Source organism: Limnobaculum allomyrinae, from assembly GCF_016649425.1.
GTDB lineage: Bacteria > Pseudomonadota > Gammaproteobacteria > Enterobacterales > Enterobacteriaceae > Limnobaculum > Limnobaculum allomyrinae.
Window position 1 is genome coordinate 464,331 of sequence record NZ_JADRCR010000002.1, and the last position, 20,955, is coordinate 485,285.

Genomic DNA, 20,955 nt, shown 5'->3' on the forward strand with positions numbered 1-20,955 from the left:
TTATTATTGCGTTTTTTCTGTTTTTGATGAGTCCTGACTATTTAACTACCTTCATCTTTAAAGCTAAAAAAGAAGAACATAGAAAGCAGAGAACCAATAGAGATTAAAACGATTAACAGATAGTGCAGGCCAAATTCCAGAGAGGAGAGCAAAGGGTTCCATTCAACTTCTGATTCAACTTCATGCAGTGGCAATTCAATTTCACCAGCAGGGTGATAAATATCAGCGTTAGAATGGTAAAGAGAAAAGCGCGCAATCACCAGTAAAATGATAGCGATGGCGATAACTAACAGTATGTAATGATAGGGTTTTAAACCCCGTTTGAGGTTCATTCCTGCATCCTTGCTTGAATGATATGGTAAACCTTAAATATACCCGATTACCCCTGGAAAAACTAATGCTATTTTTTTTGCGAAAATGTAAAAAAAATGTAATAAAATACTATACTCGATGGGGCCGGTTAGGGTAGTTTGAAGTAAGGCGTAATTTGCTTCATAAACACCATAATGCGCATATAGACTTAGTGTGATTAGATTAACAAATTATAGGTATATCACTAGGCTAACGAAGTGTACTGGTGCAATTTATCCGAAGTGAGAATATACCGCTGATTAACAAAATTGTGGTCTTTAACGCTATAAAGTTCACTGCTTAATATAACAATGAGAGTGGGGGAAGTCGTCGTGCTAGATGAATACCGTAAACACGTTGCTGAGCGCAGTGCCGAAGGCATTGTGCCAAAACCGTTGAATGCTGAGCAAATGGCCGGTTTGGTGACGTTATTAAAAAGTCCACCAGTTGGAGAAGAAGCTTTTCTTCTCGATCTGTTAACTAATCGCGTACCGCCGGGTGTTGATGAAGCGGCTTATGTGAAAGCTGGTTTCCTGGCTGCCATTGTTAAGGGCGAAGCAACATCACCGTTGATTTCACCAGAAAAAGCGATTGAACTGCTGGCCACCATGCAGGGTGGATATAACATTCAGCCGTTGATCGATGCATTAGATGATGAAAAGCTGGCTCCAATTGCGGTGAAAGGCTTATCCCATACGCTATTAATGTTTGATAACTTTTATGATGTTGAAGCAAAAGTCAAAGCTGGAAATAAATACGCTCAACAGATTATGAAGTCCTGGGCAGATGCCGAATGGTTTCTTTCCCGCCCTCCGTTAGCTGAAAAGCTAACCATGACCGTTTTTAAAGTCAGCGGTGAAACCAATACCGATGACTTGTCACCAGCGCCTGATGCCTGGTCACGTCCTGATATTCCTCTGCACGCACTGGCGATGCTGAAAAACCCTCGTGACGGCATTGTGCCGGATGAGCCTGGAAAAGTAGGCCCAATCAAAAAACTGGAAGAATTGAAGCAAAAGGGTTTCCCGTTAGTCTATGTAGGTGACGTAGTGGGTACCGGTTCTTCCCGTAAATCAGCCACTAACTCCGTTTTATGGTTTATGGGTGATGATATCCCGTTTGTGCCAAATAAACGGGGTGGCGGTGTGGTTCTGGGTGGCAAAATTGCGCCTATTTTCTTTAACACCATGGAAGATGCGGGTGCTCTGCCGGTTGAAGACGTTGATGTTTCTAAACTGAACACCGGTGATGTGATTGATATCTATCCGGTGAAAGGTGAAATTCGTCGTCATGATAACAATGAACTGTTGGCAACGTTTGCACTGAAAACTGACGTTCTGTTGGATGAAGTGCGTGCCGGTGGCCGTATCCCATTAATTATTGGCCGTGGTTTAACCACGAAAGCCAGAGAGTCACTGGGTTTACCTCGCAGTGAAGTATTTGTTCAGGCACAGGCAGCGGATGCCTCCAGCAAAGGCTATACTCTGGCGCAGAAAATTGTAGGCAAAGCCTGCGGCGTGAAAGGCGTGCGCCCTAAAGAGTACTGTGAGCCGAAGATGACTTCAGTAGGGTCACAAGATACTACCGGTGGTATGACCCGCGATGAGCTGAAAGATTTAGCCTGTCTTGGCTTCTCTGCCGATTTAGTTATGCAGTCATTCTGTCATACAGCAGCGTATCCTAAGCCGGTTGATGTGCAGATGCACCACTCACTGCCTGATTTTATTATGAACCGTGGTGGTGTTTCTTTGCGTCCGGGGGATGGCATTATTCACTCATGGTTAAACCGTATGTTACTGCCGGATACCGTTGGTACCGGTGCTGACTCCCATACCCGATTCCCAATTGGTATTTCCTTCCCGGCAGGTTCTGGTCTGGTAGCATTTGCTGCGGCAACCGGAGTGATGCCTCTGGATATGCCAGAATCAGTACTGGTACGTTTTACCGGCAAAATGCAACCGGGCATCACGCTGCGTGATCTGGTGCATGCCATTCCTTATTATGCTATTAAGCAAGGTATGCTGACCGTAGAGAAACAGGGTAAGAAAAATATCTTCTCTGGTCGTATTCTGGAGATTGAAGGATTACCAGACCTGAAAGCAGAGCAAGCCTTTGAGCTGGCAGATGCCTCAGCAGAACGTTCAGCCGCAGGTTGCACCATCAAGCTAAACAAAGAGCCGGTGGAAGAGTACCTGAGATCCAATATCGTGATGCTGAAGTGGATGATTGCCGAAGGTTATGGTGATGAGCGCACGATTGGCCGCCGTATTGAAGCGATGGAGAGTTGGTTAGCGGATCCTCAACTGCTGGAAGCCGATGCTGATGCAGAATATGCAGCGGTACTGGAAATCGATCTGAACCAAATCAAAGAGCCTATCCTGTGTGCACCAAACGATCCGGACGATGCCCGTCTGCTGTCTGAGGTGACTGGCGATAAGATTGATGAAGTGTTTATCGGTTCCTGTATGACCAATATCGGCCACTTCCGTGCCGCCGGTAAATTACTGGAAAAAGTGAAGGGTAAACTTCCGACTCGCCTGTGGGTTACACCACCGACCAAAATGGATGCAACCCAGTTAAGCGAAGAGGGTTACTACAGCATCTTCGGACAAAGCGGCGCACGTATTGAAATGCCGGGCTGTTCACTGTGTATGGGTAACCAGGCGCGAGTCAATGAAGGCGCTTCGGTAGTCTCTACTTCCACACGTAACTTCCCGAACCGCTTAGGTAATGGTGCTAACGTTTATCTGGCTTCCGCCGAGCTGGCAGCAGTAGCCGCATTGCTTGGTCGTCTGCCAACGGTAGAAGAGTATCTTGGTTATATGGCTGAAGTTGATAAAACGGCGGATGATACCTATCGCTACCTGAACTTCGACCAGTTAAACGAGTACACCAAAAAAGCCGAAGGCGTAATCTTCCAAACGGCGGTTTAAGAATTGTAATTCATTCTTTATCACTGCTACTCAACGAATGGCGATCGTTTCGGCGATCGCCATTGGCTATCTGGCTGACAGGTAACAGAGATTGTTGGCAAATCGAATAAATCAGCTACTGCGAGTATTCCGCCCATAAAAACACGGTGCTTATATCTGTACCGAAAGTGGTCGGTAAACCGTCTGTTATGCTTTCGTATCGTTCGCCTGTAATTTTCTGGTTAGCGTCGAAGGCACATAGCCAAATTTGTGTTTAAACGCTTTGCTGAAATGGAATGTGTCGAAAAAATTCAGCATATCGGCAACCTGACTTACACTGTATTGTTCCTGTTGTAGCAGTGATTGTGCCAGATTCAGGCGAGCGTCCAGATAATACTCTTTCGGCGATTTCCCCGTGTAACGTAGAAACAAGCGCCGTAAATACTGTTCACTACACTGCATATGTAATGCCATGTCGGCCACAGTCCATCGTTGTTGCAAATTAGCGTGCAGGATGGAGAGCAGTTTTTCGATTTGAAGCAGTTGCCGTGGCTTGGTGCCGTTTTGCCTAATCAAACAAATCCACTGATAAATCATCTTGGTGAGAAAGGCCACCGCAAGATTATTTTCCAGCGATTCTTTACTGGAGATAAGCCTTTCAACGTCGGTTAATTCTTGATTAAACAGCTCACCGTTATGAATAATCACCGCCTGAAATAAAGGAATTTCCATCGTGCCGGTGGGAATGAATTCCATCCAGTATTGCTCCCACACCAGCCCTTCACAATGATAAGAAACGATATCAGTTGGCTTTAGAAATATGACGCAATTGCCGTTCAGCGTGATTTCAGAATTGTCCTTCAGGATCATTTTCCCACAACCCTGAAGCGTATATACCGCTACCCATGAGCTGGCGATCAATGGTTTCTTTTTATCCCTTGGCCAAAAAACTCGATAGCTTTCATCCGCCAATGTGTGCCACAGCGATATCAGTGTAATACCGCTTGAGATCACATTTTCGTCAAGAAGTAGCGGAATATTGTAAGTAGTTTCGTTTTTTACATGTGAAATGATGTTTTTTCCATTCATTTACTCTCTCCGGCGGAGAATGATGCAACTACCCCAGAAAAGGCAACGGTAACAGAATTTAATCTCTCTGGGAAAACAACGCACATATTTTGAGATTTCAAACCGCCTGACTCCGCTCTGATTAACGATCGCTGTGTCCCTATTGCTGCGGAGCATAATGATAAAAGAGGGCAATGAGATGAATATTCAACAAATAGTGAGTTTTTTCGCTTTCACACTGCTGGTTGCACTAATTACCTGGTGGAAGTTGCGTAAAGCGGATACTCAATCGCAGCAAAGTTACTTTCTGGCAGGGCGTTCGTTAAAAGCACCCGTGATCGCCGCATCATTGATGTTAACTAATCTCTCCACTGAACAATTAGTCGGGTTGAGCGGTCAGGCGTACCGTAGTGGTATGTCGGTTATGGCCTGGGAGGTTATTTCAGCGATTCCACTGATCTTTCTGGCGTTGATTTTTTTGCCGAAATATCTGCAACGCGGGATCGCCACCATTCCTGATTTTATTGAGGAACGCTACGACAAAACCACACGTATCGTAGTGGATTGTTGTTTCCTGATCGCGACAGGGATCTGTTTTCTACCGATTGTGCTCTATTCTGGCGCGCTGGCGCTTAACAGTCTGTTTCACGTAGGTGAAGCATTGGGTATTTCGCAGAGCAACGCTATTTGGCTGATGGTTATCCTGCTGGGCTTCTCCGGCATGATGTATGCCGTACTGGGTGGGCTAAAGGCGATTGCCATCGCCGATGTTATTAATGGCATTGGTTTGGTGATTGGGGGCTTGATGGTGCCGGTGTTTGGTCTGATGGCGATGGGGGATGGCAGTTTTTTGCGTGGTGTTGAACAACTGACGACAGTGCATGCAGAAAAGCTTAACTCGATTGGTGACAGTAGCGATCCGGTGCCCATCGGGGCGGCGTTAACCGGACTCATTCTGGTGAATACGTTTTACTGGTGTACCAATCAGGGAATTGTACAGCGAACATTGGCATCAAAGAGTCTGGCGGAAGGGCAAAAAGGCGCATTGCTGACCGCTGTGTTGAAAATGTTGGATCCGTTGATTCTGGTGTTGCCAGGCCTGATTGCTTTCCATCTGTTTCAGGATCTACCAAAGGCTGATATGGCATACCCGACGTTGGTGAACTCCGTGCTGCCGACATCGTTAGTCGGCTTTTTCGGTGCGGTACTGTTTGGTGCCATTATCAGTACTTTCAACGGGTTTCTTAATAGTGCCAGTACATTGTTCAGTCTTGGGATTTATAACCGTTTGATTAATACAAAGGCAGACTCACAAAAACTGGTAAAAGTGGGGCGTCGGTTTGGGCTGATACTGGCATTGATTTCGGTACTGGTCGCACCGTGGATAGCGAATGCTCCGCAAGGGCTTTATTCCTGGATGAAGCAACTGAATGGAATTTACAACGTGCCGCTGGTGACTATCGTCATTATGGGATTCTTCTTTCCACGTATTCCCGCACTGGCGGCCAAAGCAGCATTGCTGTTCGGTATTTGCAGCTATATCGTTATTAATTATCTGGTGGATTTTGATTTTCACTTCTTATACGTACTGTTTTTTACCTTTTGCATTAACGTGATGTTGATGCTGACTATTGGTTTTCTGAAACCCCGTGAGACCCCGTTCCGCTTTCATGATGCTTTTGCCGTGGATATGAAACCCTGGCGTAATGCAAAAATCGCAGCCCTTGGCGTGTTGTTCGCGATGATTGGTGTTTATGCAGGATTGGCACAGTTTGGTGGCTATTCAACCGGATTGCTGACGGTAGTGTGCTATCTGATTGTCGCCGCAGTTGTTGTTTATTTAATTTACAGCAGTTGGCGTGAGCGCAGGGCTGCATTCGTTACTTTTGCTGCTGATGTTGAGGAGAGATAATGACACGCCCGAATTTTCTGCTAATTATGACCGATACACAGGCAACCAATATGGTGGGGTGCTACAGCGGGAAACCGTTGAACACCCAACATATAGACCAATTGGCGGTAGAAGGGGTACGCTTCAATTCCGCCTATACTTGTGCTCCGGTCTGCACACCCGCTCGTGCAGGGTTGTTTACCGGCATATATTCTAACCAGTCTGGCCCCTGGACGAATAATGTGGCACCGGGTAAGAACGTCTCTACGATGGGGCGTTATTTCCTCGATGCGGGTTACCATACCTGTTATATAGGCAAATGGCACCTTGACGGGCACGACTACTTTGGCACCGGTGTTTGTCCGGCGGAGTGGGATCCGGAGTTTTGGTACGATGGCGCTAACTATCTGGCTGAATTGAGCGAGCGAGAGATTGGTTTGTGGCGTAATGGGCTCAATAGCGTAGAGGATCTGTATGAAAATCATATTGATGAAACCTTTACCTGGGCACACCGTATCAGTAACCGGGCGATAGATTTTTTGCATCGTCCTGAACGATCACAAGAGCCTTTTCTGATGGTCATATCCTATGATGAGCCGCATCATCCCTTTACTTGTCCGCCGGAATATCTGGAGAAGTATCAGGATTTTTATTATGACCTGGGGGAAAAAGCGCACGATGATTTGAGGGATAAACCGGTACATCATCGTCTGTGGGCGGAAGCGATGCCTTCACCGGTGGGGGAAGAGGGTCATTATCATCATCCACTCTATTTTGCCTGTAACGACTTTGTTGACGATCAAATAGGCCGAGTGGTAGCGGCGCTGACTCCGGAGCAACGTAGCAATACCTGGGTTATTTACACCTCTGATCACGGCGAAATGATGGGGGCACATCGGTTGATCAGTAAAGGGGCGGCAATGTATGACGATATCACGCGTATTCCGCTGATTTTCCGCCCACCTATCGGTCAGGCGCAGCCTGCACATGTGGATATACCGGTGAGTCACATTGACGTATTGCCGACCATGATGAAGCTGGCAGGAATTCATCAGCCGGATATCTTACCCGGTGGAGACATTCTCCAGGCATCTGATGGTCGAGGTGTGATGGTTGAGTTCAATCGCTACGAAATAGAACATGATAGCTTTGGTGGTTTTATTCCGGTGCGCTGCTGGGTAACGGATCGTTTCAAGCTGGTGATTAATCTGTTTACCAGTGATGAGCTTTACGATCGCCATCAGGATGTGAATGAAATGCACAACCTGATTGACGATCCGCGTTATGCGGTAGAACGCGATGCAATGCATGATGCACTGCTGGATTACATGGATCTCATACGCGATCCGTTTCGAACTTACCAATGGTCATGTCGAACATGGCGGCCACAGGCTCAACCGCGTTGGATGGGCTCGTTCCGTCCGCGCCCCAAAGATGATTATTCACCGGTAGTACGCGACTATGATACGGGGATGCCTACTGGCGGCGTCAAAGTTGAAGAGAAAAAACAGAAGTTTTAACGCATAGGGGAAAGTATGAAAATATCTCGGGTGGGAGAAGCGCCGGATTACCGTTTTTCACTGGCGAATGAGCGAACTTTTCTGGCCTGGATACGTACCTCGCTGGGATTTCTGGCGGCAGGGGTTGGGTTGGATCAACTGGCACCGAATCTGGCAACCCCTGTAGTACGTGAAGCGCTGGCGGTGATGCTGTGTTTATTTGCCGGGTCATTGGCGATCGGTGGCTATTTACGCTGGCTGAGTAATGAGCGGGCGATGCGCCTGAAAGAAGATTTACCCTACACACGTGGGTTGTTATTGATTAGTTTGATGATGGCACTGGTTGCGGTGGTGGTTATCGTTATGGTTTTGTATGCCGGATAGTCGCCGAGCCCGCCGCATAGCCGATCCCGGGCTGCAACCGGAACGAACGTCGTTAGCATGGCTGCGTACCTTGCTGGGATATGGGGCTCTCTTAGCGCTGGTTGCACGCTATACATGGGATCGCGCCAGTGAGTTACTTTTGCCAGCGCTGGCGGTTGTTTTCCTGATTGCACTGGTCATACAGGGATATGTACGTCGGCGCAATGTGATGGATATTACTATTAGTGATTTTGCTTTACCGCGAGCGGTGATGGCGAAAATGCTGATAGCGCTGGCGGTCTGTGCGCTGGCGGTTCTGCTTGTTATGTCGCATCTTTATCGATTATTGCAACTTACCGGTGTTTTTTCATCATGAGCGGTTGTCATGTCATGGCGAAACCAGCCAGTTCCCGCTGTAATTTGGCGTGTCGTTACTGTTTTTATCTGGAAAAACCACGTCAGCCTCTTATGGATGATGCTACTTTAGACGCATTTGTCCGTCAGCATATTGCTGCGCAATCGGAAGATGTGGTTGAATTTGCCTGGCAAGGGGGAGAGCCTACGCTGGTGGGATTGGCATTTTTCCGTCGTGTACTGGCGTTTCAGCAACGTTACGCGGGTGGGAAGCGAATCCAAAATACACTGCAAACAAATGGTGTACTGCTTGATGATGAGTGGTGTGATTTTTTGCAGCAACATGGCTGGCTGGTGGGGATCTCACTGGACGGCCCGGCAACCACTCATGACCATTACCGTGTGACGCGATCCGGTAAACCAACTCATTATCGGGTGATTGAAACGATCGAGCGATTAAAAGCGCGACATATTGAATTCAATCTACTGGTCGTGGTGAATGCTTACAATTGCCAGCAACCAGAAGTCCTTTATGATTATTTAAAACGGCTGGGCACGCCATTTATTCAATTTATACCCCTCGTAGAATGGGATGAGCATAATCAATTGCGCATTGATTCGGTAACCGGAGAGGCATGGGGAGCGTTTCTTTGCCGCGTATTTGAATGCTGGATGCGAGAGGATATCGGTAAAGTTTTTGTGCAAATTTTTGATTCCTTGCTTGGTGTATGGAGTGGGTATCCGGCACAAATGTGTATATTCAGCGAAACATGCGGTCACGCCTTTGCATTAGAGGCAAATGGTGATATTTATCAGTGCGATCATTACGTTTATCCTGAGTATTTGGTGGGGAACCTGCATCAGGTGACGCTCTCTGAAATGAATAGTTTTCGGACGGTGCAAATATTTGCAGAATATAAACGAGACAGCTTACCGCCTGCTTGTCAGCGCTGTTCTGTTTTACGTCTGTGTTATGGCGATTGTCCGAAACATCGCCGCATGGGGAAAGAAAGTGTGCTGTGTTCAGGATATCAGCGCTTTTTTAGCAAAAGTGCACCTTATATGAAAATAATGCGAGACTTATTGCGTCAACAACGCTCACCAGCAGAATTAACAAGGATGCTTAACTTGGGTAATGTGACTAATTAAACAATATCCCTCTTTTACTTGCGAATCTGATATGTATTGTGCTTTTTCAATACAGATAACCGCATCTTAGCAACCCGGCGATATTCATATTATTTTTTCAGCCACCTCTTCTGGCTTTGTGAGGTTTTAACCTTTCTGCCTGATTGCTTAAAATCAAAAAAAGATCATGGTTTACTCATCCATTCCATGACTATTATAGAGATATCAACCACGGGATTATCCCGTGGTAAAACTAACGGAAACAGCACCACGACAGGAGCATATTATGGACTATGAACTCAGGCTCGACGTCACTGGTCAGGTCTTTGCTACTTTCTCCATGGGACATGAGGCTATCGGCCACTGGTTAAATGAAGAAGTGAAAGGTAACTTAGCCATGTTGGATGAAGTCGAGCTGGCGATACAGCAGGTTCGTGGCAGTGAGCGCCAGTGGCAAAAAATTGGTCATGAATATACATTATGGCTGGATGGCGAAGAGGTGATTGTACGTGCCAACCAAATCGATCTGGAAGGTGATGAAATGGAAGAGGGTATGTTTTATTACGACGAAGAAAGTCTCTCCTGCTGCGGTGTAGAGGATTTTCTTGAAGCGCTAAAAGGCTATCGTGATTTTATTGCAGGACGTTGACTGTTACTGGCTTTATTCCTGCTGGCAGACCAGCAAAGCAGGGAACCTAAAATGACCATCACCAGTCCGGTCCAAAAGCCATTGCCCGGCCAGGTGCTAAGCCAAAGACTGGCAATCAGAATAGAGAACAGTGGCGTAAAGTAGGAGAGCGCAGCTACCAGCGTCATATTTCCCTGACGCATTGCCTTATCCCAGCAGAGGTAAGCAACGGCAGTGGTTCCGCCCATAAGCAGTAATTCCAGCAGCGTTGCTGTCGATGGTAGGGTTGTTGGAAGTCCGGAAAAAACAAACGTCATTCCCCACAGGCAGACCGAGGTGGCCAGCAAGAATAGTGGTAAAACGCCTTTTCCCTGACAGTATATTCTCACCAGATTAGAATAAAGTGCCCAGGACAATGCCGCGATTAGCGCCAGTAAATAGGCGATGGGATTTTCTCCCGCATGGGTAATAAATTGCTGAAGGTTAAGTGAGCCACCGCTCACGACCCAAACAACACCACCAAATGCCAATAATATGCCAGGCCATAACCACCAGCGGGCTTTTACTTTTAATAACGGCAGGGCAAAAGCCAGCGTCAGACTAGGCCAAAGGTAATTGATTAATCCAATTTCTAGCGTTTGGGCGCGATTGCCTGCCATACCAATCGCCAGAGCAAAACAGACCATATAAACAACAAACAGTGCACCGCAGCCCCAAAGATAGGCAGAACGCTGCTCTCTGACTTTCGGCAGGCCAATTACGCACAACACCAGCAAGCCACTTACGCTATATATTGCGGCACCGGCACCAAAAGGGCCTAAGGCTTCAGCGATGCTACGTGTTAATGCTACGCTCATACTCCACAGTAAGATCGCAATCACGCCGCACAGAGTGGCAAGTTTGTTCATATGGTCAGATATAGTGAAAAAGAGATAATGGGCATGGAGTTTACCACTATCTTACCTTTTTAGTAGGTCTGCTATTTAAGGGGGAGCAGATAATTTTATATTTATTTTTACGGAGGTATTTGCTGTTTCCTGAACAGTAGCGATTAAATATTAATTTGCACTAAGCGTTATATATAATAATTTATAGCGGTTAAGTGATATGAATAAATGAATTTAACATCATTGATAACGGCTAAATATATTGATTTTTACTCTGCCTAATCTAATTTTACGCCACTAAAACACCTGTTTATTTTTGATTGCTTTGCTTGTTATTTTTTAAACTCTTAATTTATCAATATGTTATTTATTTAAATTTTTTAATTTCAACGCTTTTATATAATTAAAAAATATATCAAATTACTTTTTACATTCTTTTTTAATTTTTCAAATGATAATGAAAATCAATAACCTTATTTTTATTATGGTTATTGTTTTTTAATTGATAACGATCACGGATTATTATCATAAAGGGGGTGATTATTAAAATTAGATACCCACTTAGAGGTATTAAGTTTCTTTCCGATTTTATAAAAATAATTTTAATAACGTTGTTATTTAAGCGAGTACGGAAGAGGATGTGAATTAAATGCCTAATAATGCTGAACGCCCATTGTTAGCAATGGGGTTAACACGACTCGAGTTTTTACGTATCTCAGGTAAAGGTCTTACCGGATTGGCAATAGCACCTTCTCTGTTATCCCTTTTTGGTTGTAAACAAGAGGATGTGGATAACGGTACGGTTGGCTTAATAACAACGCCAAAAGGGGTGCTGGTAACGCAAAGGGCACGGTGTACCGGTTGCCACCGTTGCGAAACTTCCTGCACAACCTTTAATGATGGCTCTGTCGGTACCTTTTTCTCCCGCATTAAAATCCATCGTCACTACTTCTTTGGCGATAACGGCGTCGGTTCCGGCGGCGGCCTGTTTGGTGATTTAAATTACACCGCTGACACCTGCAGACAGTGTAAAGACCCTCAATGCCTGAAAGTCTGTCCTATTGGCGCTATTTCCTATAACGAAAAAGAGGGCTGTATTGCCGTCGATCATAAACGTTGTATTGGATGCAGTGCTTGCACCACAGCCTGTCCATGGATGATGGCCACCGTAAATACAGAAACCAAGAAATCATCAAAATGTATTTTGTGTGGTGAATGCGCTAATGCCTGTCCCACCGGGGCATTAAAGATCATTGAGTGGAAAGATATCACTGTTTAATCGGCAGTATCCGAAAAGCAGCTCCTTTTGATTTATGTGCTCTAAGGAAAACATCATGGCTAATGGTTGGATGGGTAACATCTTAAGAATCAATCTCTCTTCAGGGGAGATTAGCGTGGAAGACACCAGCAAATATAAGAAGTTTGTCGGTGGTATGGGGATTGGTTATAAGATCATGTATGACGAGGTTCCTGCCGGAACCAAACCCTTTGATGAAGCCAATAAACTGGTGTTTGCCGTCGGCCCACTTACCGGATCCGGAGCACCATGTAGTTCTCGGGTCAATATCACTTCTCTTTCTACTTTTACCAAAGGCAATCTGGTGGTAGATGCCCATATGGGGGGCTTTTTTGCGGCACAGATGAAATTTGCCGGCTATGACGGAATTATTATTGAAGGTAAGGCCAAGTCACCGGTTTGGATCAATATCAAAGACGATAAAGTCACCATCGAAAAGGCAGATTTTCTGTGGGGCAAAGGTACCAGAGCAACCACCGAAGAGATTTGTCAGATGACCAGCGCTGAAACTTGCGTTGCGGCTATTGGTCAGGCGGGAGAAAACCTGGTACCACTCTCTTGCATGCTGAATAGCCGTAACCACAGTGGAGGTGCGGGGACAGGTGCAATTATGGGCTCCAAAAATCTCAAGGCGATTGCGGTGGAAGGCACTAAAGGCGTCAGGGTAGCAGACCGTCAGGAGATGAAACGCCTTAATGATTACATGATGACAGAGTTGATTGGTGCCAATAACAACCATGTGGTGCCAAGTACACCGCAGGCATGGGCTGAGTACTCATCCCCCGGCTCCCGCTGGACTGCACGTAAAGGCTTGTATTGGGGAGCCGCAGAAGGAGGCCCAATTGAAACCGGCGAAATACCGCCGGGTAACCAAAACACCGTTGGTTTCAGAACCTATAAGTCGGTGTTTGACCTGGGGCCGGCAGCAGAAAAATACACGGTAAAAATGAGCGGCTGTCACTCTTGTCCCATTCGCTGTATGTCCCAACTGAATATTCCCCGAGTGAAAGATTTTGGCGTACCGACCACCGGTGGTAATACCTGTGTGGCCAACTTTGTTCATACCACCATCTTCCCAAAAGGCCCTAAAGACTTCGACGATAAAGGGGACGGTAGTGTTATTGGCAATCTGGTCGGGCTTAACCTGTTCGATGACTATGGTATCTGGTGTAACTATGGTCAGTTGCATCGTGATTTCACCTATTGCTATACCAAAGGTGTTTTTAAACGGGTTTTACCGGCAGAAGAGTATGCAGAAATCCGCTGGGATCAGTTAGAGGATGGCGATCCTAATTTCATTAAAGACTTCTATCATCGTCTTGCTCATCGTACCGGAGAGTTAAGTCATCTGGCTGACGGCTCTTATGCCATCGCAGAGCGCTGGAATCTCGGGGAAGAGTACTGGGCTTACGCTAAAAATAAATTGTGGTCTCCGTTTGGTTTCCCGGTTCACCATGCGAATGAAGCTTCTGCGCAGGTGGGAGCGATCACTAACTGTATGTTTAACCGTGACTGCATGACCCACACTCATATCAACTTTATTGGCTCAGGTTTGCCGCTCAAGTTACAGCGGGAGGTGGCCGCAGAGCTGTTTGGCTCTGAAGATGCCTATGACGAAACCAAAAACTACACCCCGATTAATCAGGCCAAAATTAAGTATGCCAAGTGGACCTTATTAAAAGTCTGTTTACACAACGCGGTTACCTTATGCAACTGGGTATGGCCAATGACGGTTTCACCACTGAAGAGTCGTAATTACCGGGGCGATTTAGCGTTGGAAGCCAAGTTCTTTCAGGCGATAACCGGTGATGAAACCACACAGGAAAGTCTGGATTTAGCCGCCGAACGTATTTTCACTCTGCATCGGGCCTATACCGTGAAGCTGATGCAAACCATGGATATGCGTAATGAACACGACCAGATCTGCTCATGGGTGTTTGATAAGGATCCGCAAATCCCGGTATTTACTGAAGGTACCGACAAAATGGACAGGGAAGATATGCATAAAGCATTCACCATGTTCTACACCGAAATGGGTTGGGATCCGGAATTAGGTTGCCCAACGAAAGAGACGTTACATCGTTTAGGAATGGAAGATGTTGCCGCTGATTTGGCTTCTCTGAACCTGCTACCTTAAATCACAACGGTGGAAATATGCGTGAATCAATTGAAGAAGTCACCTCTGTTGATGAAAGTGCATTAGATAGCCTGTCGGCAGAGTCTGATAACCCACAGACAGAGGTCGTTGATAACGCAAAACGGCGCTGGATAACGGTAATGGGGGGCAAAACAGGTTCGCTTCAGCAGGAGGTTGAATCAACGCAGCAACAGCTGGCTGAACAGCAAGACTCTCCTGCCGATGTGGTAGCGGACTTCATCCGTCAAAGTTCAGCGATGGGTGCACTGGTAACACGAAGTATGTTGCTGGCACCGCCTTACTCGATGTCAGAACAGGATCTGACTCAAGTACTGGAAGAGATTGAGCATAGCGAAGTATTTACCGACATTATGCTCAATGCCGGAACTCAGGATGATTACTACTATTCGACCCGAAGTATTTCGGTGAACTACGCCAACATGTGTGTGCTGGTGGTTGAGAAGGATATCTGTAGAACTATTGCACAAGCGGTGAGGTTCGAGTGCGAAACCTATCCACGCCCCTACAAGGTTGCGATGTTGGCTCAGTCTCCTTACTTCTTTGAACCGCAGCAGATTGAAGCGGCTTTGACCTCGATTGACACCCATCCTGATTATGCAGATATCAGGCCGGTAGCTTCATCTGACGGGCAGGCTTACCTGTTTAGTGAGCGGTTTATGAGTTACGGAAAAGCTTACGGGCTGTGTGAGTGGTTAGAGGTCGAACAGTTTCAAAACCCATAACGTACGGCAGTAAGTCAGGTAGTACAACATGGCGTATGGGTTACAGGGTGTAATGACAATTAAAAAACAGAAGATTCAGGTCATTATTCATAAGCAGTACCTTGCTATTTCATCATATTAGAAATAGAGAATGGCGGAGAAAGAGAGATGAGCAATGCATTGTTAACGTTATGGATAATGCCGGAATACTGCAGTCAACAGAATCAGGGGATTAGCAGATGACCTACACTCGGCGTAAATTTGTCATCGGTATGGGCACGGTTATATTTTTTTCCGGCCCGGGCCAAAGTTTACTTGCGGCATCCAACAAAACCAATCAGGTTCGTTACGCCATGATTCATGATGAAACCCTGTGCAACGGCTGTAATCTGTGTGCCCGAGCCTGTCGCAAAGTGAATCATGTTCCTGATCAGGGAAGTCGTTTATCCATTGCTCATATCCCGGTTTCGGATAATGAAAACGAAACCCAATATCACTTTTTTCGTCACTCCTGCCAGCATTGTGAAGATGCGCCCTGTATTGAAGTTTGTCCTACCGGCGCTTCATGGCGTGACGATCGGGGCATTGTTCGGGTAGATAAACAACGCTGTATTGGATGTAGTTATTGCATCGGCGCGTGCCCTTATCAGGTTCGTTACCTCAATCCGGTGACTAAAGTGGCGGATAAGTGCGATTTCTGCGCCGAGTCCAGGCTGGCAAAAGGCTTTGCACCTATTTGTGTTAACGTTTGTCCGCAGAATGCGTTGATTTTTGGTCGGGAAGACAGCGAAGTAGTGCAGAACTGGCTAAAAAATAACAAATATTATGAGTACCAATTGAAAGGTGCCGGTGCTCCTCATCTTTATCGCCGTTTCGGTCAACATCTGATTAAAAAGGATAATGTATGAACGCGATGCCAAATGCTGAACAATTTCAGTCCCAGCTAAGTCTCTACGTTCCTGTATTTACTCCGGAGTTCTGGCCGGTATGGTTGGTGATCGCAGGAATAGGATTAGTGGGTATGCTGCTGGTGTTGGCGCTGCATGCTTTTTTACGCTTCAGGCAGGCCAATCGACAAATGCACGACCACGGTGAGAAAGTGTATCTCTACTCCAAAGCCGTACGCTTATGGCATTGGTCTAACGCACTATTATTTATTCTGCTACTGTGCAGCGGTTTGATTAACCATTTCAATCTGGTTGCTCCGACAGCGGTTAAAAGTCTGGTTGGGGTACATGAAATTTGCGGATTCCTATTGTTAGCGTGCTGGATTGGCTTTGTGCTGATTAATGCGCTGGGGGGCAATGGTCATCATTATCTGATTAAACCTCAGGGTTGGCTTGGGCGTGCCATGAAGCAGGTAAAATTCTATCTGTTCGGTATTATGCAAGGAGAAGAGCATCCTTTCCCGGCAACGGAACGTTCTAAGTTTAATCCACTACAGCAGGTGGCTTATTTAGGCGTAATGTATGGATTGGTGCCTCTACTGCTGATCTCAGGGTTGATATCTCTCTACCCGGAGGCTTTAGGTTTACAGCAGGTTGGTATTCGATACTGGATCCTTCAGGCACACTTCTTACTGGCGGTGTTTAGTATTTTCTTTATTTTTGGTCATCTGTATCTGTGCACGACGGGACGCACGCCAACGGAAACCTTCAAATGTATGATTGATGGCTACCACCGTCACTGATGATGCTAATAACCCGCAAAGAGCTAAGGGCCTGGCGAACAGGCCCGAAAATTTATCGCTGGTTCCTCAGAAATTTTCCTGAGGGTGGACGTTATGCAGATGTTCACCATGCTTTGATTAGACATGGGTATGTGGACTGGGCGACCAGCCTGGTGGAATATGGCTATTCTCTGTGGTTGGAAAAAGAAAACTTTGCCTTGCAGGAAACCGATTCTACCGATCTGTTAGCTGATGTATTAAGCCACCGTCTGATGACCGTTGCTTTATCCCCGTCTCTGTCTTTGCTTTCAGGGCAATCCTCAGTGTTAAACGAATCGGGTAAGTCCGCTGTTAATCAATATGCTGGCCGACAGGCCAGTGGAGCAGACTATTTTAGCGTAATGAATACCGATAACGGGAGCCAGATTAGCAACAGTGGAGATGAAGCCCGTATAGGTAGTACCGGCAGTAGCGTAAGAATCGCCAGTTCCGGAGTCAATAGTCAAATTGGCAGTTGTGGTGAATATGGCTGGATTAGCAGCTCCGGCTACTCAACTCAGGTTGCCAGTTGTGGATATGGCGCCCGGGTCGGTTGTGTCGGACATGATGTTAGGGTAGGAAGCTCAGGAGACCGGGCGCGTATTGCGGCGGCAGGAAATTCAGCCAAAATCAGCAGTTCCGGGCGAGGTGTAAAAATAGGCAGTGCAGGAATGCGAGCACGAATTGGCAGTGTGGGTGATGCCTCTAAAGTTGCCAGCGCTGGCGACCTGTCACATATTTCCAGCTTTGGTGCCGAGGCCAGAGTGGTAAGTGCCGGGAACGATGCGCGAATTGTGGCGATGGGAGCTGATTCACTGATAGCCTGTGCCGGGTCGGTCGATTATGTGGTATTGGGGAAAGGTGGATGCGCTTCCATTCCCTATTTTGATGGAAAACGAATTCGTTTTGCTGTTGCTTATGAAGGGGAAGGGAATATTAAAGCAGGAGTAAAATATTGTCTGAATCACCAGCATCAGTTTGTAGAATGGAATAATGAAATCCGGTGATATCAGAGATATCACCGGATAGTGACCACTTACGCAGCCAGTTTCGCAAAGCAACGTTCAGCAGCATCAATAGTGCGTTGAATGTCTTTTTCTGAGTGAGCCAGTGACATAAAGCCCGCCTCAAATGCTGATGGTGCCAGATACACGCCTTCCTGCAACATCAAATGGAAGAAGCGCTTAAAGCGTTCAACATCGCACTTCACCACGTCCTGATAGCAAGTTACGCTGTCCGCATCAGTGAAGAAAATACCAAACATACCGCCAACGTAGTTCATTACCAGTGGAATGCCTTGTCTTTTCGCTGCTTCCAACAAGCCATTGGATAGTTGCTCAGTTCTTTCCGCCAACTGTGAGTAAACCCCCACATCGGTAAGCTGACTTAAACAGGCATAACCTGCAGCCATAGCAATAGGGTTACCGGACAGGGTTCCCGCCTGATAAACCGGGCCGGTTGGTGCTAGTGCTGCCATAACATCGCGACGGCCACCAAATGCGCCGACTGGCATACCGCCACCGATGATTTTACCTAAGCAGGTCAGGTCAGGCGTTACATTATAGTAAGCCTGAGCACCACCCAGAGCCACGCGGAAACCGGTCATGACTTCATCAATAATTAACAGCGCGCCATACTGGTCACACAGTTGACGTAAGCCCGGCAGGAAGTCAGCAGCCGGAGGAATACAGTTCATATTACCGGCGACTGGCTCAACAATAATACAGGCGATAGCGTCAGGGTTTTGTTCAAACGCCTGACGTACGGTATTAAGATCGTTATAAGTACAGGTCAGGGTATGTTTAGCAAAATCCGCAGGTACGCCAGGGGAGTTTGGTTGGCCTAAGGTTAGCGCGCCTGAACCCGCTTTTACCAACAAGCAGTCGGCATGGCCGTGGTAACAACCTTCAAATTTGATGATTTTATCGCGGCCGGTAAATCCTCTGGCCAGACGAATGGCGCTCATAGTGGCTTCGGTACCGGAGTTAACCATTCGAACCATATCCATGGAAGGAACCAGTTCGGTAACCAGTGTTGCCATTTCCACTTCCATTTCGGTTGGTGCGCCAAAGCTTAAACCGCGCTGCACAGCTTCAATAACTGCGTCACGAATAACATCATTATTATGGCCAAGGATCATAGGCCCCCATGAACCGACATAGTCGATATAGGCTTTACCATCTGCATCGTACAGGTAAGCGCCATCAGCACGTTCAACAAACAGGGGGACTCCGCCTACGCCGGTAAATGCGCGCACTGGTGAGTTAACTCCGCCAGGAATGACCTGCTGGGCCTGTAGATATAGACTTTCTGATTTACTCATGAAGAGGCTCCTGCCTTGTTATCTGAATAGGTTATATCCACCTATTCTAAAAGAAGTGAGGATAAATATCAGCTTTAGAATCTTTACCAGTCTTGTCAGAGTACTCAGATAGTTTTTTCTTCATTGAGGTAAATAACGATACAGACAGGAAAAAATAAAGCGTAATTTGACGCATTTTGTTACTGGCGTTGGTGGTAAAATAGGGTAATCAGGCGTAGCTTACAGGCTATGTTTTTTCTTATGCCTCTTGCTGATTGATTGTGGAATGAGGCGTGACTGCGTATAATACTTGAACGTTTTAGTCAACTATTAGATAATTATAAGATTATTAGGCTTGCCCGTGTGGCGGGTCTGAACCAGATAAGCCGGAGACAATTGATGAGTGATTCAACTGCTTTGCCCCTCGAATTTACCGATGCGGCAGCGAATAAAGTAAAGGCGCTGATTGCTGATGAAAGCAATCCTGAGTTGAAACTGCGTGTTTATATTACCGGTGGTGGTTGCAGCGGTTTCCAGTATGGCTTCACCTTTGATGAAAAGGTCAACGATGGCGATATGATTATCGAGAAGCAGGGCGTTTCTCTGGTTGTTGATCCGATGAGCCTGCAGTATTTAGTGGGCGGTGCGGTCGATTATACTGAAGGTTTAGAAGGTTCCCGCTTTATTATTCAAAATCCAAACGCGAAGAGCACTTGTGGGTGTGGATCGTCGTTTAGTGTTTGATTATTGTTGGTAAGTTTTGTAAATCGACATCCTTGGATATTCCGGCCGTAATGACGATGTGCTTATATCAATATAGTGCTCGGCCGGAAGACCATCTGTACTTGAGGTTAGAGTGCGTTGGGCCTACCTTGCCTAGGGGCGCTTCGTTGGCTGACGCCAAGTCGACCCCAACGGCAAGGTCTCCCAACGATTAACTGTCTTAAGAAATAAAATTGAGCTACCAGATTTTGTCATCCATTTGGGATAGTTTTTTTCTGTTTGCTCAAGCCAAATCGACTCTAACCCTTTCTATTCTTCTGACGGCCTTTTTTAATGTAAAAGCGTCTTCTCTCTAAATTACTTCTCCAAACTAAACGTTGGGAGTTTCAGGTTCCAGCGAATGGCGGCCAGGCGGATGGTGAGGGTGATGACCATGCCTATCATGCCGGATTCTTCCAGACCCAAATTGAAATAGTAGTGTGCGGTGGCGTGGATTGAGCCACCAATGATGCAGGCGGTGGCGTAGACTTCGGTGCGTAGAATCATTGGAATTTCGCGAGCCAGTACGTCGCGAATGATACCGCCGCCAACGCCGGTTAATACACCCATACAGGTTGCCACCAATGGGCCGGTTCCGGCGAGGAAGGCTTTATTGACGCCAATACCGACAAATACGGCCAGACCAATCGCATCCAGTACCGGTAAGATCCACTTTGGCAGGCTGCGGGGGTGGCGAACCAGCAGAATAGTGAATACACAAGTCACCAGAGCTACCACTAAATCGGTGGGATCTTTAACCCAGAATACCGGGCCATTGGCTAATGCCATATCGCGGATAGTTCCGCCGCCGACGGCTGTTACCACGCCTAGCACTAAAACCCCAAACGGATCCATGCGCAACTTTCCCGCTAATAGCACGCCAGAAATAGCAAAAACCGCGGTTCCAAGAATATCCAGCCAATAAACCAACATGTTACAGGTACTC

The 20,955-nt window shown here is 46.6% G+C and carries 19 protein-coding genes; 14 read left to right on the plus strand and 5 right to left on the minus strand.

What is annotated here, in order from left to right; translation table 11 throughout:
* Nucleotides 1-41 precede the first annotated feature (41 nt).
* On the minus strand, nucleotides 42-332 hold the full coding sequence (locus tag I2494_RS06305) for a hypothetical protein (RefSeq protein WP_218466241.1): 291 nt from the start codon (nucleotides 330-332) through the stop codon (nucleotides 42-44).
* Between the two features lie 351 nt (nucleotides 333-683).
* On the opposite strand from I2494_RS06305, the gene acnB reads away from it, so the two are divergent.
* Entirely contained in the window at nucleotides 684-3,284 is a 2,601-nt protein-coding gene (acnB, locus tag I2494_RS06310) for a bifunctional aconitate hydratase 2/2-methylisocitrate dehydratase (protein ID WP_218466242.1), read from the plus strand.
* Between the two features lie 186 nt (nucleotides 3,285-3,470).
* On the opposite strand, the gene I2494_RS06315 is transcribed toward acnB, so the two are convergent.
* Nucleotides 3,471-4,352, minus strand: coding sequence for a helix-turn-helix transcriptional regulator (locus I2494_RS06315; protein ID WP_218466243.1), 882 nt, complete (start codon nucleotides 4,350-4,352; stop codon nucleotides 3,471-3,473).
* A gap of 178 nt (nucleotides 4,353-4,530) precedes the next feature.
* On the opposite strand from I2494_RS06315, the gene I2494_RS06320 reads away from it, so the two are divergent.
* From I2494_RS06320 to I2494_RS06345, 6 genes are all read left to right on the plus strand, one after another.
* On the plus strand, nucleotides 4,531-6,243 hold the full coding sequence (locus I2494_RS06320) for a solute:sodium symporter family transporter (RefSeq protein WP_218466244.1): 1,713 nt from the start codon (nucleotides 4,531-4,533) through the stop codon (nucleotides 6,241-6,243).
* Complete coding sequence (locus I2494_RS06325) at nucleotides 6,243-7,742, plus strand: sulfatase-like hydrolase/transferase (protein WP_218466245.1); 1,500 nt, start codon at nucleotides 6,243-6,245, stop codon at nucleotides 7,740-7,742. The genes I2494_RS06320 and I2494_RS06325 overlap by 1 nt, the downstream gene beginning before the upstream one ends.
* 15 nt (nucleotides 7,743-7,757) lie before the next feature.
* Nucleotides 7,758-8,105 carry a YidH family protein gene (locus tag I2494_RS06330; RefSeq protein ID WP_218466246.1) on the plus strand — a complete coding sequence of 116 codons (348 nt, stop codon included), beginning with the start codon at nucleotides 7,758-7,760 and terminating at the stop codon, nucleotides 8,103-8,105.
* Nucleotides 8,095-8,460: a DUF202 domain-containing protein gene (locus tag I2494_RS06335; RefSeq protein WP_218466247.1), complete on the plus strand. Its 366-nt coding sequence runs from the start codon at nucleotides 8,095-8,097 to the stop codon at nucleotides 8,458-8,460. Before I2494_RS06330 ends, I2494_RS06335 begins: the two co-directional genes overlap by 11 nt.
* A complete protein-coding gene (locus tag I2494_RS06340) occupies nucleotides 8,457-9,587 on the plus strand; it encodes an anaerobic sulfatase maturase (protein ID WP_218466248.1) in 1,131 nt (376 codons plus the stop codon). The genes I2494_RS06335 and I2494_RS06340 overlap by 4 nt, the downstream gene beginning before the upstream one ends.
* A 265-nt stretch (nucleotides 9,588-9,852) precedes the next feature.
* On the plus strand, nucleotides 9,853-10,215 hold the full coding sequence (locus I2494_RS06345; RefSeq protein WP_218466249.1) for a YacL family protein: 363 nt from the start codon (nucleotides 9,853-9,855) through the stop codon (nucleotides 10,213-10,215).
* On the opposite strand, the gene yddG is transcribed toward I2494_RS06345, so the two are convergent.
* On the minus strand, nucleotides 10,188-11,102 hold the full coding sequence (gene yddG / locus I2494_RS06350; protein ID WP_218466250.1) for an aromatic amino acid DMT transporter YddG: 915 nt from the start codon (nucleotides 11,100-11,102) through the stop codon (nucleotides 10,188-10,190). The two genes, I2494_RS06345 and yddG, sit on opposite strands and share 28 nt — an antisense overlap.
* Before the next feature lie 628 nt (nucleotides 11,103-11,730).
* Between yddG and I2494_RS06355 the strand changes: the two genes are divergently transcribed.
* The 6 genes from I2494_RS06355 to I2494_RS06380 all read left to right on the plus strand — a co-directional run bounded on the left by I2494_RS06355 (nucleotide 11,731) and on the right by I2494_RS06380 (nucleotide 17,952).
* Nucleotides 11,731-12,360 (plus strand): ferredoxin-like protein, encoded by a 630-nt coding sequence (locus I2494_RS06355; RefSeq protein ID WP_130592260.1) that lies wholly within the window; start codon nucleotides 11,731-11,733, stop codon nucleotides 12,358-12,360.
* Nucleotides 12,361-12,415: 55 nt separating this feature from the next.
* On the plus strand, nucleotides 12,416-14,515 hold the full coding sequence (locus I2494_RS06360) for an aldehyde ferredoxin oxidoreductase (RefSeq protein ID WP_218466251.1): 2,100 nt from the start codon (nucleotides 12,416-12,418) through the stop codon (nucleotides 14,513-14,515).
* A gap of 17 nt (nucleotides 14,516-14,532) precedes the next feature.
* Complete coding sequence (locus I2494_RS06365) at nucleotides 14,533-15,258, plus strand: YdhW family putative oxidoreductase system protein (protein ID WP_218466252.1); 726 nt, start codon at nucleotides 14,533-14,535, stop codon at nucleotides 15,256-15,258.
* A gap of 218 nt (nucleotides 15,259-15,476) precedes the next feature.
* The gene (locus I2494_RS06370) at nucleotides 15,477-16,145 is read left to right on the plus strand and encodes a 4Fe-4S dicluster domain-containing protein (RefSeq protein WP_218466253.1); all 669 of its coding nucleotides are present in this window, start codon (nucleotides 15,477-15,479) and stop codon (nucleotides 16,143-16,145) included.
* The gene (phsC, locus tag I2494_RS06375; RefSeq protein WP_218466254.1) at nucleotides 16,142-16,927 is read left to right on the plus strand and encodes a thiosulfate reductase cytochrome B subunit; all 786 of its coding nucleotides are present in this window, start codon (nucleotides 16,142-16,144) and stop codon (nucleotides 16,925-16,927) included. Before I2494_RS06370 ends, phsC begins: the two co-directional genes overlap by 4 nt.
* Nucleotides 16,927-17,952 carry a hypothetical protein gene (locus tag I2494_RS06380; RefSeq protein WP_228350856.1) on the plus strand — a complete coding sequence of 342 codons (1,026 nt, stop codon included), beginning with the start codon at nucleotides 16,927-16,929 and terminating at the stop codon, nucleotides 17,950-17,952. The genes phsC and I2494_RS06380 overlap by 1 nt, the downstream gene beginning before the upstream one ends.
* 29 nt (nucleotides 17,953-17,981) lie before the next feature.
* Here I2494_RS06380 and hemL read toward each other — a convergent pair whose 3' ends face one another.
* Nucleotides 17,982-19,268, minus strand: a complete 1,287-nt coding sequence (gene hemL / locus I2494_RS06385) for a glutamate-1-semialdehyde 2,1-aminomutase (RefSeq protein WP_218466255.1) — start codon at nucleotides 19,266-19,268, stop codon at nucleotides 17,982-17,984.
* Between the two features lie 378 nt (nucleotides 19,269-19,646).
* Between hemL and erpA the strand changes: the two genes are divergently transcribed.
* Nucleotides 19,647-19,991 carry an iron-sulfur cluster insertion protein ErpA gene (erpA, locus tag I2494_RS06390; RefSeq protein WP_108900121.1) on the plus strand — a complete coding sequence of 115 codons (345 nt, stop codon included), beginning with the start codon at nucleotides 19,647-19,649 and terminating at the stop codon, nucleotides 19,989-19,991.
* A gap of 336 nt (nucleotides 19,992-20,327) precedes the next feature.
* Here the strand turns inward: erpA and I2494_RS06395 are convergent, their stop codons facing one another.
* A complete protein-coding gene (locus I2494_RS06395; protein ID WP_218466256.1) occupies nucleotides 20,328-20,942 on the minus strand; it encodes a TRIC cation channel family protein in 615 nt (204 codons plus the stop codon).
* Between the last annotated feature and the right edge of the window lie 13 nt (nucleotides 20,943-20,955).

What these genes read in the sequence shown, in the direction of transcription:
- I2494_RS06305 (WP_218466241.1), bottom strand. Translation starts at nt 332, where the DNA reads ATGAACCTCAAACGGGGTTTAAAACCCTATCATTACATACTGTTAGTT.
- I2494_RS06315 (WP_218466243.1), bottom strand. Translation starts at nt 4,352, where the DNA reads ATGAATGGAAAAAACATCATTTCACATGTAAAAAACGAAACTACTTAC.
- I2494_RS06320 (WP_218466244.1), top strand. Translation starts at nt 4,531, where the DNA reads ATGAATATTCAACAAATAGTGAGTTTTTTCGCTTTCACACTGCTGGTT.
- I2494_RS06325 (WP_218466245.1), top strand. Translation starts at nt 6,243, where the DNA reads ATGACACGCCCGAATTTTCTGCTAATTATGACCGATACACAGGCAACC.
- I2494_RS06330 (WP_218466246.1), top strand. Translation starts at nt 7,758, where the DNA reads ATGAAAATATCTCGGGTGGGAGAAGCGCCGGATTACCGTTTTTCACTG.
- I2494_RS06335 (WP_218466247.1), top strand. Translation starts at nt 8,095, where the DNA reads ATGCCGGATAGTCGCCGAGCCCGCCGCATAGCCGATCCCGGGCTGCAA.
- I2494_RS06340 (WP_218466248.1), top strand. Translation starts at nt 8,457, where the DNA reads ATGAGCGGTTGTCATGTCATGGCGAAACCAGCCAGTTCCCGCTGTAAT.
- I2494_RS06345 (WP_218466249.1), top strand. Translation starts at nt 9,853, where the DNA reads ATGGACTATGAACTCAGGCTCGACGTCACTGGTCAGGTCTTTGCTACT.
- yddG (WP_218466250.1), bottom strand. Translation starts at nt 11,102, where the DNA reads ATGAACAAACTTGCCACTCTGTGCGGCGTGATTGCGATCTTACTGTGG.
- I2494_RS06355 (WP_130592260.1), top strand. Translation starts at nt 11,731, where the DNA reads ATGCCTAATAATGCTGAACGCCCATTGTTAGCAATGGGGTTAACACGA.
- I2494_RS06360 (WP_218466251.1), top strand. Translation starts at nt 12,416, where the DNA reads ATGGCTAATGGTTGGATGGGTAACATCTTAAGAATCAATCTCTCTTCA.
- I2494_RS06365 (WP_218466252.1), top strand. Translation starts at nt 14,533, where the DNA reads ATGCGTGAATCAATTGAAGAAGTCACCTCTGTTGATGAAAGTGCATTA.
- I2494_RS06370 (WP_218466253.1), top strand. Translation starts at nt 15,477, where the DNA reads ATGACCTACACTCGGCGTAAATTTGTCATCGGTATGGGCACGGTTATA.
- phsC (WP_218466254.1), top strand. Translation starts at nt 16,142, where the DNA reads ATGAACGCGATGCCAAATGCTGAACAATTTCAGTCCCAGCTAAGTCTC.
- I2494_RS06380 (WP_228350856.1), top strand. Translation starts at nt 16,927, where the DNA reads ATGATGCTAATAACCCGCAAAGAGCTAAGGGCCTGGCGAACAGGCCCG.
- hemL (WP_218466255.1), bottom strand. Translation starts at nt 19,268, where the DNA reads ATGAGTAAATCAGAAAGTCTATATCTACAGGCCCAGCAGGTCATTCCT.
- erpA (WP_108900121.1), top strand. Translation starts at nt 19,647, where the DNA reads ATGAGTGATTCAACTGCTTTGCCCCTCGAATTTACCGATGCGGCAGCG.
- I2494_RS06395 (WP_218466256.1), bottom strand. Translation starts at nt 20,942, where the DNA reads ATGTTGGTTTATTGGCTGGATATTCTTGGAACCGCGGTTTTTGCTATT.